General features: G+C 70.1%; 16 protein-coding genes. 9 read left to right on the top strand and 7 right to left on the bottom strand.

Annotation, left to right across the window (positions count from 1 at the left end; genetic code table 11):
- The first annotated feature begins 96 nt into the window (after positions 1 to 96).
- Positions 97 to 1,032, top strand: a complete 936-nt coding sequence (locus tag IF78_RS0127090; RefSeq protein ID WP_031478828.1) for a nuclear transport factor 2 family protein — start codon at positions 97 to 99, stop codon at positions 1,030 to 1,032.
- On the opposite strand, the gene IF78_RS0127085 is transcribed toward IF78_RS0127090, so the two are convergent.
- Positions 1,029 to 1,211 (bottom strand): DUF397 domain-containing protein, encoded by a 183-nt coding sequence (locus tag IF78_RS0127085; protein ID WP_031478827.1) that lies wholly within the window; start codon positions 1,209 to 1,211, stop codon positions 1,029 to 1,031. The two genes, IF78_RS0127090 and IF78_RS0127085, sit on opposite strands and share 4 nt — an antisense overlap.
- Positions 1,208 to 2,017: a helix-turn-helix domain-containing protein gene (locus tag IF78_RS0127080; protein ID WP_031478826.1), complete on the bottom strand. Its 810-nt coding sequence runs from the start codon at positions 2,015 to 2,017 to the stop codon at positions 1,208 to 1,210. The genes IF78_RS0127085 and IF78_RS0127080 overlap by 4 nt, the downstream gene beginning before the upstream one ends.
- 83 nt (positions 2,018 to 2,100) lie before the next feature.
- Between IF78_RS0127080 and IF78_RS0127075 the strand changes: the two genes are divergently transcribed.
- Entirely contained in the window at positions 2,101 to 2,538 is a 438-nt protein-coding gene (locus tag IF78_RS0127075) for a hypothetical protein (RefSeq protein ID WP_031478825.1), read from the top strand.
- On the opposite strand, the gene IF78_RS0127070 is transcribed toward IF78_RS0127075, so the two are convergent.
- Positions 2,521 to 3,111, bottom strand: coding sequence for a TetR/AcrR family transcriptional regulator (locus IF78_RS0127070; RefSeq protein ID WP_031478824.1), 591 nt, complete (start codon positions 3,109 to 3,111; stop codon positions 2,521 to 2,523). The genes IF78_RS0127075 and IF78_RS0127070 overlap by 18 nt on opposite strands.
- Positions 3,112 to 3,240: 129 nt before the next feature.
- Between IF78_RS0127070 and IF78_RS0127065 the strand changes: the two genes are divergently transcribed.
- Complete coding sequence (locus IF78_RS0127065) at positions 3,241 to 4,182, top strand: alpha/beta hydrolase family protein (RefSeq protein ID WP_031478823.1); 942 nt, start codon at positions 3,241 to 3,243, stop codon at positions 4,180 to 4,182.
- 23 nt (positions 4,183 to 4,205) lie between these two features.
- On the opposite strand, the gene IF78_RS0127060 is transcribed toward IF78_RS0127065, so the two are convergent.
- On the bottom strand, positions 4,206 to 4,799 hold the full coding sequence (locus tag IF78_RS0127060; protein WP_031478822.1) for a Uma2 family endonuclease: 594 nt from the start codon (positions 4,797 to 4,799) through the stop codon (positions 4,206 to 4,208).
- 91 nt (positions 4,800 to 4,890) lie between these two features.
- On the opposite strand from IF78_RS0127060, the gene IF78_RS0127055 reads away from it, so the two are divergent.
- Positions 4,891 to 5,640: an aminoglycoside nucleotidyltransferase ANT9 gene (locus IF78_RS0127055; RefSeq protein ID WP_031478821.1), complete on the top strand. Its 750-nt coding sequence runs from the start codon at positions 4,891 to 4,893 to the stop codon at positions 5,638 to 5,640.
- A 13-nt stretch (positions 5,641 to 5,653) separates the two neighbouring features.
- Here IF78_RS0127055 and IF78_RS0127050 read toward each other — a convergent pair whose 3' ends face one another.
- Positions 5,654 to 6,337 carry an SGNH/GDSL hydrolase family protein gene (locus IF78_RS0127050; protein ID WP_031478820.1) on the bottom strand — a complete coding sequence of 228 codons (684 nt, stop codon included), beginning with the start codon at positions 6,335 to 6,337 and terminating at the stop codon, positions 5,654 to 5,656.
- Positions 6,338 to 6,466: 129 nt separating this feature from the next.
- On the opposite strand from IF78_RS0127050, the gene IF78_RS0127045 reads away from it, so the two are divergent.
- A complete protein-coding gene (locus tag IF78_RS0127045; RefSeq protein WP_031478819.1) occupies positions 6,467 to 7,444 on the top strand; it encodes a WD40 repeat domain-containing protein in 978 nt (325 codons plus the stop codon).
- Positions 7,445 to 7,549: 105 nt separating this feature from the next.
- On the opposite strand, the gene IF78_RS0127040 is transcribed toward IF78_RS0127045, so the two are convergent.
- On the bottom strand, positions 7,550 to 8,329 hold the full coding sequence (locus IF78_RS0127040) for a TetR/AcrR family transcriptional regulator (protein ID WP_031478818.1): 780 nt from the start codon (positions 8,327 to 8,329) through the stop codon (positions 7,550 to 7,552).
- Positions 8,330 to 8,417: 88 nt separating this feature from the next.
- Here IF78_RS0127040 and IF78_RS0127035 point away from each other — a divergent pair, with 88 nt between their 5' ends.
- The 3 genes from IF78_RS0127035 to IF78_RS0127025 all read left to right on the top strand — a co-directional run bounded on the left by IF78_RS0127035 (position 8,418) and on the right by IF78_RS0127025 (position 11,000).
- A complete protein-coding gene (locus IF78_RS0127035; protein WP_031478817.1) occupies positions 8,418 to 9,425 on the top strand; it encodes a daunorubicin resistance protein DrrA family ABC transporter ATP-binding protein in 1,008 nt (335 codons plus the stop codon).
- Positions 9,422 to 10,243 (top strand): ABC transporter permease, encoded by an 822-nt coding sequence (locus tag IF78_RS0127030; RefSeq protein ID WP_031478816.1) that lies wholly within the window; start codon positions 9,422 to 9,424, stop codon positions 10,241 to 10,243. Before IF78_RS0127035 ends, IF78_RS0127030 begins: the two co-directional genes overlap by 4 nt.
- A 205-nt stretch (positions 10,244 to 10,448) precedes the next feature.
- Positions 10,449 to 11,000: a GNAT family N-acetyltransferase gene (locus IF78_RS0127025; protein ID WP_031478815.1), complete on the top strand. Its 552-nt coding sequence runs from the start codon at positions 10,449 to 10,451 to the stop codon at positions 10,998 to 11,000.
- A gap of 68 nt (positions 11,001 to 11,068) precedes the next feature.
- On the opposite strand, the gene serC is transcribed toward IF78_RS0127025, so the two are convergent.
- Positions 11,069 to 12,187, bottom strand: coding sequence for a phosphoserine transaminase (gene serC, locus IF78_RS0127020; RefSeq protein ID WP_031478814.1), 1,119 nt, complete (start codon positions 12,185 to 12,187; stop codon positions 11,069 to 11,071).
- Between the two features lie 121 nt (positions 12,188 to 12,308).
- Between serC and IF78_RS0127015 the strand changes: the two genes are divergently transcribed.
- Positions 12,309 to 15,296, top strand: coding sequence for an FAD-binding and (Fe-S)-binding domain-containing protein (locus IF78_RS0127015; RefSeq protein ID WP_031478813.1), 2,988 nt, complete (start codon positions 12,309 to 12,311; stop codon positions 15,294 to 15,296).
- The last annotated feature ends 63 nt before the right edge of the window (positions 15,297 to 15,359 follow it).

Genomic DNA, 15,359 nt, shown 5'->3' with positions numbered 1-15,359 from the left:
GTTGGTTAGTGCTTACCTGTGGGAAGTGTCAGCTTGAACTTTCAATATTGCGCCGGATCTCGCGATCTCGTGGCCCCTGCTTGGAAAGAGAGCCTCATGCCCCCCACCACACCCGTCCGCAAGGCGCTCGTCGCCGTCATGGCCGCCTCGGCCCTGCTCGGCGCCGCCGCCGTGCCCGCCGTGGCGTCCGCGCCGGCCGCCGCCACCGGGCACGTCGCCTTCGGCTACGGCGACTCAGCCCGCCTCGGCTACCAGAAGTCCGTCACCGTCCGCGTCCTCAAGGGCGTGTTCGAGCAGGGCGACACGGAGGTCGTCGACCGGTACGTCCGCCCGGACTACATCCAGCACAACCCGCTCGCGCCGGACGGGGCGGAGACGCTGAAGAACCTGGGCGTCGCCATCCACCAGCAGTTCCCGGACGCCGAGTACGACGTCAAGCGGGTCATCTCCGAGGGCGACCTGGTGCTGGTCCACTCGAACGTGGTGATGACGCCGGGCACGCGGGGCATGGCGGTCGTCGACATCTTCCGCTTCCAGGGCGGGAGGATCGCCGAGCACTGGGACGTGGGCCAGGAGGTGCCCGCGACCACGGCCAACGGCAACGACATGTTCTCGACGGAGAGTTGGCCGCGGACCACCCAGCCGGGGCCGGGGTGGCTGACCGCGTACAACAAGCGGCTCGTCACCAAGGCGTTCGACCAACTGCTCGTTCAGAAGGACCTGTCCGCCGTCGACCGGTACTGGGGGCCCGAGTACCACCAGCACAACCCGGCGATCGCGGACGGTGTGGAGGGCGTCAAGGCCGGGCTGGGCGGGTACTTCGCCGCGTTCCCGCAGCTGAAGGTCACGCCGAAGCGGGTGATCGCCGAGGGCGACCTGGTGGCGGTGCACAGCCACTACGTGAACGCGCCGGGGGAGCGGGGGCAGGCGATCGTGGATCTGTTCCGGGTGCGGGGCGGGAAGATCGTGGAGCACTGGGATGTGATCCAGGATGTGCCGGCCACGTCCGCGAATGACAACGGGATGTTCTAGAGCAGGGAGTTGAGGAAGGTCGTCCAGGTGGTGGGGGCTATCTGGACGGCCTCCGGTCCGTTGTCTGTGGGGGACTTGGAGTCGCGGATGTGGATGGTGGTGGGGGTGAGGGCTACTTCGACGCACTCGCCCTCGCCGTCGCTATAGCTGCTCTTGCTCCAGTGGAGGTCGGTGCTCATAGGTCCTGCGCCACCTTTTCGATCAACTTCGCGGACTCTTCGGGTGAGAGAGCCTGCGCCCGCAGAATGCCATATTTGCCGAACAGGTCCCCCACGTCGGGTTGTTCGCTGACGAAATAGCCTCCTCGATGGCCTTCGACGTAGGCGAGCTGGTGACGATCGGCGGTCTCCAGGAGGCTCATGCGACCGGCGAGCCCCGCGTGGTCGTGCCGGTTGTGTGGCATGACTTGGATCTCGACGTGCCGCAGCTCGCCGATTGCCAAGACATGGTGCAGCTGTTCCTTCAGAGTGGCCGTGCCGCCCAACGGCCGTGTGAGCACTGCCTCTTCAAGTACGTAACTGATGGTCGGGGCGGGCTTGCGCGTGAAGAGCTGTTGGCGCTCCAGACGGGAAGCCACGCGCCTGTCAATCTCCTCGTCGTCCAAGGTCGGGCAGCGGTTCGAGGTGAAGACGGCCCGGGCGTACCCCTCGGTCTGGATCGAATCGGGGATCAGATGGGTCTGGTACACATGCAGGGCCGAGGCCCTCCGCTCCTCAGCCAAGTAGTCCTCGGTCCACGGCCGGAGCCCCTTGTTCCCGAACTCCTTCTCCGCCAGCACCAGCAGTGCACCCTGTGCACCCAGCACCTGGTCCGCGATCTCGACGAACTTCCCCTTCGGCGACCGCTCACCCCGCTCCACCATCGCCACCTGCGACTTGGAGTATCCGACGTGCTTCGCCAACCCCTCCTGCGTCATCCCGGCCCGCTCGCGAAAGAACCTCAGCAGCGCACCGAACGACTCCGACCCTCGATCACCGGAACGCACACGCACCTCCCCAACTGCACAACCCCGCACCACCACCCCAAACCCCTGGTCACAGTATGTAAGCAGCCGGTTGCATTTGCGGCATGAACGAGAAAATCACCAACCCCTGGCTCCCCACCTGGATCCCCGACACCGGTCACGCCCTCCGACACGCGGGCATCCACTTCGACGCCGTACGCATGAAAGGCGCCCAGGCAGAGCGCACCGCCGCCGAACTTCTCCTGCGCACACAATTCGACGCGGGGCCGATCATCCGTGAGCTGACCGGCGAGCGGTACCTGTACTTCCTGTTGCCCCCGCAAACCGCCACCACCCACCGCTGGCCCACAGGCGTACGCACCCTGACGCGCGCCGTCGGCTACTCGGCGTACGTGGGTGTACCGGCCCTGACCGGCGTCACCTGGCCGCTGGAGTGGCGGTCGATGCCGACGGAGGAAGTGCCTTTCGTCGACGGTGAATTGCTGCACGGAGTGGTGGGGACGAGCGTCGGCACAGGGCAGCGGTCAGCTCGGTTGGCGTAGCCCGGCGACGAGGAGCGCGACAAGGTGGCGTGCGTCGTAGCGGGGGTCGTTCTCCGCGCCGATGCAGAGGTTTCCGATGCCGCGCATGAGCTGGTAGGCGTCGATGCCGGGGCGGATCTCGCCGGAGGCGGCGGCAGCGTCGAGGAGTCGGGTGCACACCGGCAGCAGGCGGTCGAGGAAGTAGGCGTGCAGCGTCTCGAAACCGCAGCTGTCGGTCCGCAGCGCGGCTGCGAGGCCGTGCTTGGTGACCAGGAAGTCGACGAAGAGGTCGACCCACTGTTCCAGGGCGGCGTGCGGTGTCGGGCTGGTCGTCAGCAGGTCCGGCCCGGCTTCGGCGCAGGCTTCGACCTGGTGGCGGTAGACGGCGATGATCAGGTCCGCCCGGGTCGGGAAGTGACGGTAGATCGTGCCCGTCCCGACACCGGCCTTGGTGGCGATGTCGCGCACCGGGGCTTCCACGCCCGAGGTGACGAAGACCGCGGCGGCCGCGTCCAGCAGGGTCTGCTGGTTGCGCAGGGCGTCCTTGCGCTTGGAGCCGGCGGCGCTCCCCGTGCTTCGGCCGCTGTCGTTCACCGCGGCGCTCCTTCCGTGATTGCCAAAGCGGAACAGCGTTCCGTATCGTTTGCGGAACGAGGTTCCGTTTCGCCCATGATGGCAGACCGGGGGACCGGTCTGTCCATCACCATCAACGGAGGTACTTCCATGTCCGACGCGAACACCGTGAACGTGCGGAAGATCGTGGGTGGGCCCGCCACAGTGATATCCGCGAAACCGGTCGTGCTGTCCGCCCCGGGCCGCGGCGAAGATCTCCAGGTCCGCGTTTCCGCACCCGCGACCGGCCGCGATCTGCCGGTCGTCGTCTTCTCACACGGCTTCGGCTGGTCGATGAACGGATACGCCCCGCTTGCGGACTTCTGGGCCGCCCAGGGCTTCGTGGTCCTCCAGCCGACCCACCTCGACTCCAGGTCGCTCGGCCTCCCCGCCGAGGATCCGCGTACGCCGCGGATCTGGCGCTTCCGTGTCGAGGACCTCACGCGTGTGCTGGACCGACTCGACGCCCTGGAGGCCTCCGTGCCGGGCCTGGGCGGGCGCGTCGACCGCAGCCGCGTCGCTGTGGCCGGTCACTCCTGGGGAGCTCAGACGGCGAGCACGCTGCTGGGCGCGCGAGTCCTCGACTCCGACGGTGTTCCCGGCGAGGACATGTCCGACCCCCGGGTCAAGGCGGGTGTGCTGCTCGCCATGGCCGGCCTGGGCGACGACCTGACCCCCTTCGCCTCCGAGAACTTCCCCTTCATGAGGCCGTCCTTCGCCACCATGACCACGCCGGCTCTTCTCGTCGCCGGGGACCACGACCGGTCCCACCTGACCACTCGCGGACCGGACTGGTTCACCGACGCCTACACCCACAGCCCGGGAAGCAAGAGCCTGCTCACGCTGTTCGGGGCAGAGCATTCGCTGGGAGGCATCTCCGGGTACGAGGTCGCCGAGACGACCGACGAGAGTCCCGCACGCGTCGCCCTCATCCAGCAACTCACCTCCGCCTTCCTGCGCAGTGCTCTCCACCCCGAGGACACCGGCTGGAAGACGGCGGTCGCGTCGCTGGAGGAGGACCCCGATCCGCTGGGGAAGCTGGAGAGCAAGTAGGCGAGCGCCGGAGCGTGCGCGGGTCAGTCGCGGGGGAAGTCGTCCGTCTTCAGGGTGAGGTCGACCACGGTGCCGGTCAGGTCGATGTCGGTGCCGAAGTCCACCGGCATCCGGCTCTCGTAGTCGCCGTCCTTGGGGTCCGTGTAGATGTAGCACCGCCCCTGGTAAGGGTCGGCGACGACGTATACGGGGACCTCGGCGACCGCGTAGGCGGTCTTCTTCGGGCCGTAGTCGTTGGCGGCCGTGCCCTCGGAGATGACTTCGGCGACGAACTCGACGTCCTGGTAACGCCAGTGGCCTTTGTCGTCCTTCTTCGCCGAGTCCGTGAGCAAGGCGATGTCCGGGCAGAAGCCGTTCTGGTGGCCTGGAAAGTCGATGCGGACGTCCGAGAACGCCTTGACGTCCATCCCGAACCTGTCCTCAAGCGCCCGCACGATTCGGCGGATGATTACCCAGTGCGTGTCCCGCTGCGGCGTCATAAAGACGTTGCCCCCGACGATCTCGACCCTGAATCCTTCGGGGACGGGCATCCGCTCAAGGCGCTCGAACCACTCGTCCAAGCGCTTGGTGTTGGCGTCGGCGTCGGCCATCTCGATCCTGTCTTCAAGGACGGTCATCGTGGCGCTCCTCCCCGGCTGCCCCACGGACAGGTGCAGCCGCGCAGTACAACGATACGCACAGTGACCGGGACACCGAGAGGAACCTCACATGCCCGCCCCGGACACCCAGCCCCTTCTCCCCCTCCTCCACCGCACCCTCGGCCCCACCATCCTCGGCGTCTACCTCCACGGCTCAGCCACCCTCGGCGGACTCCGCCCCCACAGCGACATCGACGTCCTGGTCGTCGTACGCGAGCGCACCACCGAGGTCCAACGCCATGCCCTCGTCGAGGAGTTGCTGAGGGTGTCCGGCGGCGGCTCCCGCCCCGTCGAGCTCATCGTCGTCGTACAGGACGACGTACGGCCCTGGCGCTACCCGCCCACCCGCGACTTCCTCTACGGCGAATGGCTCCGCGCCGACTACGAGCGCGGCGTCACCCCCGCCCCCGAGCCCAGCCCCGACCTCGCCCCGCTCCTCACCATGGTGCTGCTCGCCAACGCCCCGCTGTACGGTCCCCCACCCGCCGACGTCCTCGACCCCGTCCCGCACGAGGACCTGCGGCGCGCGATCGTCGCCGGAGTGCCGGAGCTGGTCGGCGAGTTGGACACCGACACCCGTAACGTGCTGCTGACGCTCGCGCGGATCTGGACCACCCTGGCGACCGGGGTCATCCGCTCCAAGGACGCCGCCGCCGACTGGGCCCTCATGCGGCTCCCCGCCGAGCACCGGGCGGTCCTGGCGCATGCCAGAGACGTCTATCTCGGCCACGAGGAGGAGCGCTGGGACGACGGGCTGCTCCCCGGGGTCCGTCCCTGCGCCGACTTCCTCGTCCGGGCCATCGAGAGCCGACCCGCGTAGTCGGACCCGGCCGTCAGATGGCGTAGGGCCCGCCCAGATCCCACGCCTGATGAATCGCCTCCGCGAACGCCTCCGCGATCTTGTGCTCCCCGCTCGCGTTCGGGTGGGTGCCGTCGTACGTGTCGAGGTGGATGTCGTACGACGGGGGAGGGGAAGCCAGGAGCAGGGGCGAGCGCGGCTCGTCCAGGTCGGCGACCGCCTTCGCCAGCAACTCGTTGAAGCGGGCCACCTCGGCGGCGAACAGCGTTTCCGACTCGGCGCGCACATTCGGGATCACCGGGAGCACGACGATCCGCACCCGAGGGTTCGCCGACCGCGCCCCGGCGACGAAGCCGCGCACGTTCTCCGCCGTCTGTGCCGCGTTCGTATAGAACCCCAGGTCGATCAGGCCCAGCGACACCAGCAGCACATCCGCCCGGCACGACCGCACCGCATCCCCGATCAGCGGTGCCATGTGCAGCCAGCCCTCGCCCCAGCCGGCGAGGTGGGCGCGGGGGAAGGCCGGGTCGCAGTCGGCGGCGTACTCGTACGACGTCGGCTCGTCCGTCGCCTTGTCGTACAGCGTCTCGCGCGGGCCGACGAGGGCGAAGGGACCGCCGTACGTCTCACGCAGGTGCTGCCACATGCGGTAGCGCCATGTGTGTTCGCCGGCGCTGCCGATGGTCATGGAGTCGCCGACGGGCATGAACCTGAGCATCCGCTCATGATGGACGATCGCTACCCGGCGGTAGGGGCCCGTGGGGTGTGAAGCCTGCCACGCCCCGGGAATTCATCCCCCTGCCCACTCCGCCGCCGAATCATCAGGCCGGATGGCAGGCTTGAGGGCATGCGCCGACCGCTCGCCATCCTCGCCGGGGTCCTCCTCACCGGAGCGCTCACCCTGCCCGCCTCCGCCGCCGACGGGAACGAGGACTTCACGATCAAGGACCCCCGCATCACGGAGTCCAGCGGCCTGGCCGCCTCCCGTCAGCACCCGGGCATCTACTGGACGCACAACGACCAGGACGAGGGCGCCTACCTCTACGCCGTCGACAGCGCCACCGGCGAGACCGTCGCGACGATCACCATGACCGGCGTGGGCACCCCGCGCGACGTGGAGGCGATCGCCATCGGGCCCGGCAACGAGATCTACGTCGGCGACATCGGCGACAACGACGGGGTGGAGTGGCCGTACGTGTGGGTCTACCGGCTGCCCGAGCCGAAGCAGCTCAAGGACCAGTCGGTCCGCGCCACGCAGTACGTGGTGAAGTACTCCGACGGGCCCCGCGACGCCGAGTCGCTCGTGGTGCACCCCAAGACCGGGCGCGTCTACATCATCGACAAGCAGGAGGACGGCGGGCACCTCTACGAGGCACCGGCCGAGCTTTCCCCCTCCGGCACGAACGTCTTCAAGCCCATCACCCCGGTCGACCTGTGGGCCACCGACGCCGCCTTCTCCCCGGACGGGCGGACCCTCGCCGTACGCGGCTACTTCGGCGGTGTCGCCTACGACTGGAACGGCGGCAAGCTGAAGCGGCTGGAGCGCATCAGCGTGCCCCTCGGCCAGGGGGAGTCCGCCAGTTACTCACCCGACGGCACCAAGCTCATGCTCGGCAGCGAGGGAGCCAACAGCGCGGTGGTGGCCCAGGACGCCCCGCAGGCCGCCGGGTCCTCCGACTCCTCCTCGGGCGGCGGCAGTTCGGCCTCTTCCGGCGACGGCGACGGCAGTGACGGCCCGAGCGGCGACATCAAGGTCGGCGCGGTCGCGGTGGTCGTCGCGTGTGTCGTGCTGTTCGGGTTGCGGAGGCTGCTGCGACGGCGGTGACCGGCTGATCGTGCGGTGCGACGCCGGACACGAAGCGCTGCCGAGTCGTCGACGGCGCGTTCCTGAAACGGCCGCGGTCGCCGTGTCCGTGTCTCGTCCGCGTGTCTATGTCTCGTCCGCGCGCCGGGCGACGAACGCCTCGAGCCCGTCCAGGATCCGCTGCAGCCCGAACTCGAAGTGGTCGAAGTCGGGGCCCCAGGTGTTCTCGTCGAGGGAGGCCATGAGGGGGTAGCGGCCGGAGGCCAGGACCTTCTCCAGCATCGGGGTCTGGGCCTCCCAGAACTCCGCGTCCGTCAGGCCCGTCCGGCGCTCCGCCTCCTGGTGGTACAGCTGGGTGCGCGCGGCCCCGACGACGTACCCGTCGATCATGATGATCGCCGAGACCAGCTCCGGGTCGGACAGGCCCATCGGCTTGATACGGGCCAGCACCTTCTCCATGCCGTCCATGGCGCTCGGGCCCAGGATCGGGCGGGACTGGTTGACCTGGAGCAGCCAGGGGTGGCGGCGGTAGAGGTCGAGGGTCGCGCGGCCCAGGGCCTCCAGCGCCGAGCGCCAGCTGCCGTCGCCCAGGTCCGCCGGGTTCTCCGAGGGGCGCTGGACACGGTCCAGCATCAGGTCCAGCAGCTCGCCCTTGCCGGGAACGTAGCGGTACAGCGACATCGTGCCGGTGCCTAGCTCGGCGGCGACCCGGCGCATCGACACCGACTCCAGGCCCTCCGCGTCCGCGACCCGGACGGCCGCTTCCACGATCTGGTCAAGGGTGAGTGTCGGCTTGGGCCCGCGGCTGGGCCGCCGGCCCGTCTCCCACAGTAGCTCCAGAGTGCGCGCGATGTCGCCGCTGCCGCTGGTCTCCGTACCGCTGGTGCCGCCCTTGCCGCTCGTCATGTGGTTCAGCTTAAGTCCTCCAGAAAAAACTGGGTACGGTGTACGCGCAATCGGGTACGCTGTACTCAGTTAATCGGAAGGGGGACTCATGACGGACGACGGATACGCGGTACGGGCCGAGGGCCTGGAGAAGCGCTACGGCGACAAACGCGCCCTCGACGGCTTCGACCTGGCCGTCCGCGAGGGAACGGTGCACGGCCTGCTCGGGCCGAACGGCGCCGGCAAGACCACCGCCGTACGCATCCTGTCCACGCTGATCCGGCTGGACGGCGGCCGGGCGACCGTGGCCGGCCTGGACGTGGCCCGGCGGCCGCGCGAGGTGCGGGCACGCATCGGCCTCACCGGGCAGTACGCGGCGGTGGACGAGGTGCTCACCGGCCGGCAGAACCTGGAGATGTTCGGCCGGCTCTTCCATCTCGGCGGCCGGCGGGCCAAGCTGCGGGCCGTCGAGCTGCTGGAGCAGTTCGACCTCACCGACGCCGCCGACAAGGGCGTCGGCGGCTACAGCGGCGGCATGCGGCGCCGCCTCGACCTCGCGGCGTCGATGATCCTCGCCCCGGCCGTCCTGTTCCTCGACGAGCCGACGACGGGGCTCGACCCCCGCAGCCGGGGCGAAGTCTGGGAGTCCGTACGGGCGTTGGTGGCCGGCGGCACGACCGTACTGCTGACCACCCAGTACCTGGAGGAGGCCGACAAGCTGGCCTCGCACATCACCGTCATCGACCAGGGCCGCGCCATCGCCGACGACACCCCCGACGGGCTGAAGAACCTCGTCGGCGGCGACCGTATCGAGGTCGTGGTCGCCGAGCGGGCCGACATCCCGCGCGTGGTGAAGGTCGTGGCCCGGGTCTCCGACGGCGAACCGGAGTCGGACGAGAGCGAGTCGCGGGTGCACGCGCCCGTGCTCGACCGGGTGTCCGCCCTGACGGAGGTCGCCCGCACGCTCCAGGACGAGGGCGTCCAGGTCGAGGACATCGGGCTGCGCAGGCCGAGCCTCGACGACGTGTTCCTGCGGCTGACCGGACACCGCACCGAAACCGACGAGAAGACCGGCAACAAGAGCAGCAACAAGACCGGCAAGGGGGCCGTCGCATGACCGCCGTAGACCTCACCGTCCCGGCCGCGCGCGGCCGCCTGTACTGGACCCTCGCCGACGTCTGGAACATCGTCCGCCGCGGCCTGACCCACTACCAGCGCCAACCGGTCAACATCGCCTGGCAGTTGGGCTTCCCGATCCTCTCCGTCCTCCTCTACGGCTATGTCTTCGGCAGCGCCATGAAGGTGCCCGGCGGCGGGGACTACAAGGACTTCCTGATGCCGGGCATGTTCGTGATGACGATGGCGTTCGGCTTCATCAACACCGCGACGCTCGTCGTCTACGACTCGACCAAGGGCGTCATCGACCGTTTCCGGTCCATGCCCATGGCCTCGTCCGCGGTGGTCGCCGGGCGCGGGATCACCGATCTGCTCGCCGCCTGCGCGGAGTTGGCGATCATGATGCTGACCGCCTTCGCGATGGGCTGGCGGCCGGACGGCGGGTGGGGCTTCCTCGGCGCCTTCGGTCTGCTGCTGTGGCTGCGGTTCGCGCTGATCTGGATCGGGGTGTGGCTGGGCCTGCTGGTCCCCAACCCGGAGGCCGCGGGCGGTCTGTTCGCCGTCGCCTTCCCGCTCACGATGATCTCCAGCATCTTCGTCGCGCCGCAGCTGATGCCGGACTGGCTGGGCTGGGTGGCGGCCTGGAACCCGATCTCGTCGACGGCGGCTGCCGCGCGTGACCTGTTCGGTACGCCGGTCGGCGGCGGTGACTCCTGGGTCGAGCAGCACGCGCTGCTGATGGCGGGGGTGTGGCCGGTGATCCTCACGGCGATCTTCTTGCCGCTCGCGGTGCGAAGGTTCCAGAAGCTGAGCCGGTGACGCCGTATGAGTCTCCGAGTCCGTCCGGGAGCGGGACATGGCCTGCGTCGACCTGGAGTTGCTGGGGGCCTGGTTCGACCGTTCCCTGACCGTCGAGACCGCCGAGGATCTGTTCGTCGGGAGTGAGGCCTCGGACTTCGTACGACGAAGGGCGTCCGGAGCTGATCGGTCCGCCCATTGCGGGGCGTGCGTTAGTTTTCCCGCCATGACCCAACTCGGATCCGTCTCCTGGCCGCCTGCCCCGATAACGACCGAACGGCTTGTGCTCCGCGAGTCCGAGGCCAGGGACCGTGCGGCGTTCGTCGAGTTGTTCGCATCGGCGGAGGTGGGCACCTACATCGGTGGTCCTCGACCGCGTGATGAGCTCGAACGTGCGATGCCTGAGGTGCCCGGGCGGCGTTTCGGCCTGTTCGTGATCGAGCTCGACGGAGCGATGATCGGCATGATCACGCTCGATCGGCGCGACGCGGAACGTCCGGGTCACGTTCGTCCGGAGGGCGGGGAGGCCGAGCTCGGCTACCTGTTGCTGCCCGGGGTGTGGGGCCGCGGGTACGCCGCCGAGGCGTGCGCGGCGGCACTCGACTGGTTCGCCGGCGCGCTTCCCGGCGAGCCGGTGGTGCTCTGTACCCAGACCGCCAACGACCGCGCGATGCGCCTCGCGGCGAAGCTGGGGTTCACCGAGGTTGAGCGGTTCGAGGAGTACGGCGCCGAGCAGTGGTTCGGCGTGTGGTCCTCGGTCACGTCGTCGTCCGGTTGAGCCGACGCGCGAAGGGCGCCCCGCGGTCATCCGCCGGGCGCCCTTCCGTTACGTCGCTGCAGAAGCGGTTACAGCTTCTCGATCACGTAGTCGATGCACTTCGTCAGCGCCTCGATGTCCGCCGGGTCGATCGCCGGGAACATCGCGACACGGAGCTGGTTGCGGCCGAGCTTGCGGTAGGGCTCGGTGTCGACGATGCCGTTGGCGCGCAGGACCTTGGCGACGGCGGCGGCGTCGATCTCGTCCGTGAAGTCGATCGTGCCGATGACCTGGGAGCGCTTGGCCGGGTCGGTGACGAACGGGTTGGCGTACTTGATGTCCTCGGCCCAGCCGTACAGCGTGCGCGCCGAGGTGGCCGTGCGGCGGACCGCCCAGTCGAGGCCGCCCTGGCCGTTGATCCACTCCAGCTGCTGGTTCAGCAGGAAGAGGGTCGCGAGGGCCGGGGTGTTGTACGTCTGGTTCTTGCGGGAGTTGTCGATCGCCGTCGGCAGCGAGAAGAACTCGGGGATGTGGCGGCCGGACGCGTGGATGCGCTCGGCGCGCTCGATCGCGGCCGGGGAGAAGACGCCGATCCACAGGCCGCCGTCGGAGGCGAAGGACTTCTGCGGGGCGAAGTAGTAGACGTCCGTCTCCGACACGTCCACCGGGAGGCCGCCGGCGCCCGACGTGGCGTCGACCAGGACCAGGGCGCCCTCGTCGGCACCGGCCACGCGCTTGATCGGCATGGCGACACCGGTCGAGGTCTCGTTGTGGGTGAAGGCGTACACGTCGACGCCCGCCTCGGCGACCGGCTCGGGATGCGTGCCGGGGTCGGTGGAGATGACGTCCGGCTCGGCGAGCCACGGGGCGAGCTTGGCGGCCTTGGCGAACTTGGAGCTGAACTCACCGAACGTGAGGTGCTGCGACTTGTTCTCGATCAGGCCGTGCGTCGCGATGTCCCAGAACGCGGTCGAGCCGCCGTTGCCGAGGACGACCTCATAGCCCTCGGGGAGCTGGAACAGCTCGCTGATGCCCTCGCGCACCTGGCCGACCAGGTTCTTCACCGGGGCCTGGCGGTGGGAGGTGCCGAGCAGGGAGTTTCCGGTGGCGGCCAGCGCGTCCAGCGCTTCCGTCCGCACCTTGGAGGGGCCCGCGCCGAAACGTCCGTCGGCGGGCTTGATGTCAGCGGGAATCTGGATCTCAGCCACGCAGTGAGGTTAGCGGGTGGGGGAAACCTGGGTGAAACCTCGTCCGTCGGGTGAGACGGCGTTTCGGCAGGCGGCGGGCCGATCTCGCCCTTGAACCCGGGCGGGCTGATTGAGTGGACGTATGTCGGAACTAGAGGCGGAGCTGCGCAGGGCCGTCCGGGGCGAGGTCGGGTTCGACGCCACTTCCCGGGCGCTGGTCACCATGGACGCGTCCAACTACCGGCGTGTCCCCCTCGGTGTGGTCGCACCACATGACGCCGACGACATCGCAGCCGTGCTGGAGGTGTGCCGGAACCACATGGTGCCGGTCGTGGCGCGCGGCGGGGGTACCTCGATCGCGGGACAGGCCACCGGCACCGGCGTCGTTCTGGACTTCACCCGGCACATGAACAAGGTCGTGTCGCTGGACCCCGGGACCCGCACCGCCGTCGTCCAACCTGGCCTCGTCCTCGACCGCCTCCAGGACGCCGCCGCCCCGCACGGCCTGCGCTTCGGCCCCGACCCCTCCACCCACAGCCGCTGCACTCTCGGCGGGATGATCGGCAACAACTCCTGCGGCTCGCACTCGGTGGCATGGGGGACCACCGCGGACAGTGTGCGCGAGCTGGACGTGATCACCGCGCGCGGGGAGCGGCTGCGGCTGGGAAAGGAGTGGGCCGGGGCGCCGCAGGGGCTGCGGGAGTTGGCCGAGGGGGAGTTGGCCCGGCTGCGGACCGGCTTCCCCGAACTGCCCCGCCGCATCTCGGGGTACGCACTCGACGCGCTGCTGCCCGAGAACGGCGCCGACGTCGCCCGCTCCTTCTGCGGCAGCGAGGGCACCCTCGGCATCCTCACCGAGGCGGTCGTACGCCTCGTCGAGGCGCCACGCGCGCGTGCGCTCGCCGTGCTGGCGTACGCCGACGAGAGCGCGGCCGCGGAGGCGGCGGCCGGGCTGCTGACCTACGGCCCGCTGACGGTGGAGGGCATGGCGCAGGACCTGGTGCCCGAGGCGGCCTCGGCCGCCCTGCCGAGGGGCGGGGCCTGGCTGTTCGTGGAGACGGGCGGGGAGTCCGAGGGAGAGGCACGCGCGCGTGCGGAGGCGATCGTGCGGGCCGCCGATGTCGTCGACGGGTTGGTCGTGACCGATCCGGCCGGGCAGCGGGCACTGTGGCGCATCCGGGAGGACGCGAGCGGTACGGCGACCCGGATGCCGGACGGCAGGGAGGCGTGGCCCGGCTGGGAGGACTGCGCGGTGCCGCCCGAACGGCTCGGCGCGTATCTGCGGGACTTCCGCGCGCTCATGACCGCACACGGGCTGCGCGGGACGCCGTACGGGCACTTCGGGGACGGCTGCATCCACGTCCGTATCGACTTCGACCTGCTGACGCAGGCGGGCATCGGCCGCTTCCGGCGCTTCTCGGAGGAACTCGCCGACGTCGTCGTGGCGCACGGGGGCTCGCTCTCCGGGGAGCACGGGGACGGGCAGGCGCGGGCCGAGCTGCTGCCGAAGATGTACGGGGCGGAGATGGTCCGTCTCTTCGAGCGGGCGAAGGGGGTGTGGGACCCCGACGACCTGCTCAATCCGGGAATGCTGGTGCGCCCGGCACCCCTGGACGCGAACCTCCGGTTCGCGGTGCTGCCCGGGAAGCCGGTGGCCGTGGCCTTCGGGTACCCGGCCGACGGCGGGGACTTCTCGGCGGCCGTACGGCGCTGCGTCGGGGTCGCGAAGTGCCGTACGACGTCGGTGACCGGCCCCGCCGTCATGTGCCCGTCCTTCCGGGCCACCGGCGAGGAGGAGCACTCCACGCGCGGGCGTGCCCGGCTGCTGCACGAGATGCTCGCCGGGGAACTGGTGACCGACGGGTGGCGCTCGACCGAGGTGCGCGACGCGCTGGACCTGTGCCTGTCCTGCAAGGGCTGCCGGTCCGACTGCCCGGTCGAGGTCGACATGGCCACGTACAAGGCGGAGTTCCTGCACCACCACTACGAGGGGCGCCGCCGTCCCGCCGCGCACTACAGCATGGGCCGGCTGCCGCAGTGGCTGCGCCTGGTGGCACGCACGCGTACGGCGTCGCTGGTCAACGCCCTGACCGCCGTACGGCCGTTGGCGTGGGCGGCGAAGCGGCTCGGCGGCATCGCGCCGGAGCGGGACATTCCGCGGCTGGCGACGCGCACGTTCAGCCGGTGGTGGGAGGGGCGGGAGAAGACCGCGGAGGGCGAGCTGGTCATCCTGTGGCCGGACACCTTCACCGAGCACCTCTCGCCGTCCGTGGGGCAGGCGGCCGTACGGGTGCTGGAGGCGGCCGGACTGCGGGTGGGGCTGCCGCCCACGGTGCGGTTGAGGAGGGCGCCGGTGGGGGACGGTGCGGCGAGTCGTGGCGGGGAGGCCGTGGTTGACGGTGCGTCGGCGGACGGTGGCGGGCGCGTTGACGGCGGCCGTACGACCGTCGCGATGGACCCGGTGTCCCTCCTCCGGGGCCGCGGTCGCGTCTGCTGCGGGTTGACGTACATCTCGACCGGGCAGCTCGACCGCGCCCGTGCGGTGCTGCGGCGCACGCTCGACCTGATGGAACCGGTTCTGGAGACGGCCGCCCCGGTGGTGGTCCTGGAGCCGAGCTGTGCGGCGGCCCTCCGCTCGGACCTGCCGGAACTGTTGCACGACGATCCACGGGCCCGGCGCCTGGCCGACCGCGTCCTCACCTTCGCCGAGACCCTGGAGCGGCTCGCCCCCGACTGGACACCGCCCCGCGTGGACCGGGCGGCGGTCGGGCAGACGCACTGCCATCAGCACGCGGTGCTGGGCGACGCGGCCGACCGCCGGTTGCGCGAGGCCGCGGGCCTCTCCGGAGAACTGAGCGGCGGCTGTTGCGGCCTCGCGGGCAACTTCGGGTTCGAGAAAGGGCACTTCGGGGTCTCGGTGGCGTGTGCGGAGGAGCGGTTGCTGCCGGCTGTTCGGGAGGCGACGGCCGCGGACGGCTCGGGCACGGAGGGGGCGGGCAGGGAGGAGGAGCGCGCCGTGGTGCTGGCGGACGGGTTTTCCTGCCGGACGCAGTTGGAGCAGTTGGCGGGGGTGCGGGGGCGGCATCTCGCGGAGGTGCTTGCGGAGCGGCTGCCGGGGGTGAACGAGTGAGGACCGGTTGTCGGGGGCGGCAAGCGGTTGTGGGCCGATCGGGAGCGAGCGGGCCGCGCAACC

It is taken from the genome of Streptomyces bicolor (genome assembly GCF_000719285.1).
GTDB lineage: Bacteria > Actinomycetota > Actinomycetes > Streptomycetales > Streptomycetaceae > Streptomyces > Streptomyces bicolor.
Note: the sequence above shows the minus strand (reverse complement) of the source record. Positions and strands in the feature narration are given on the sequence as shown.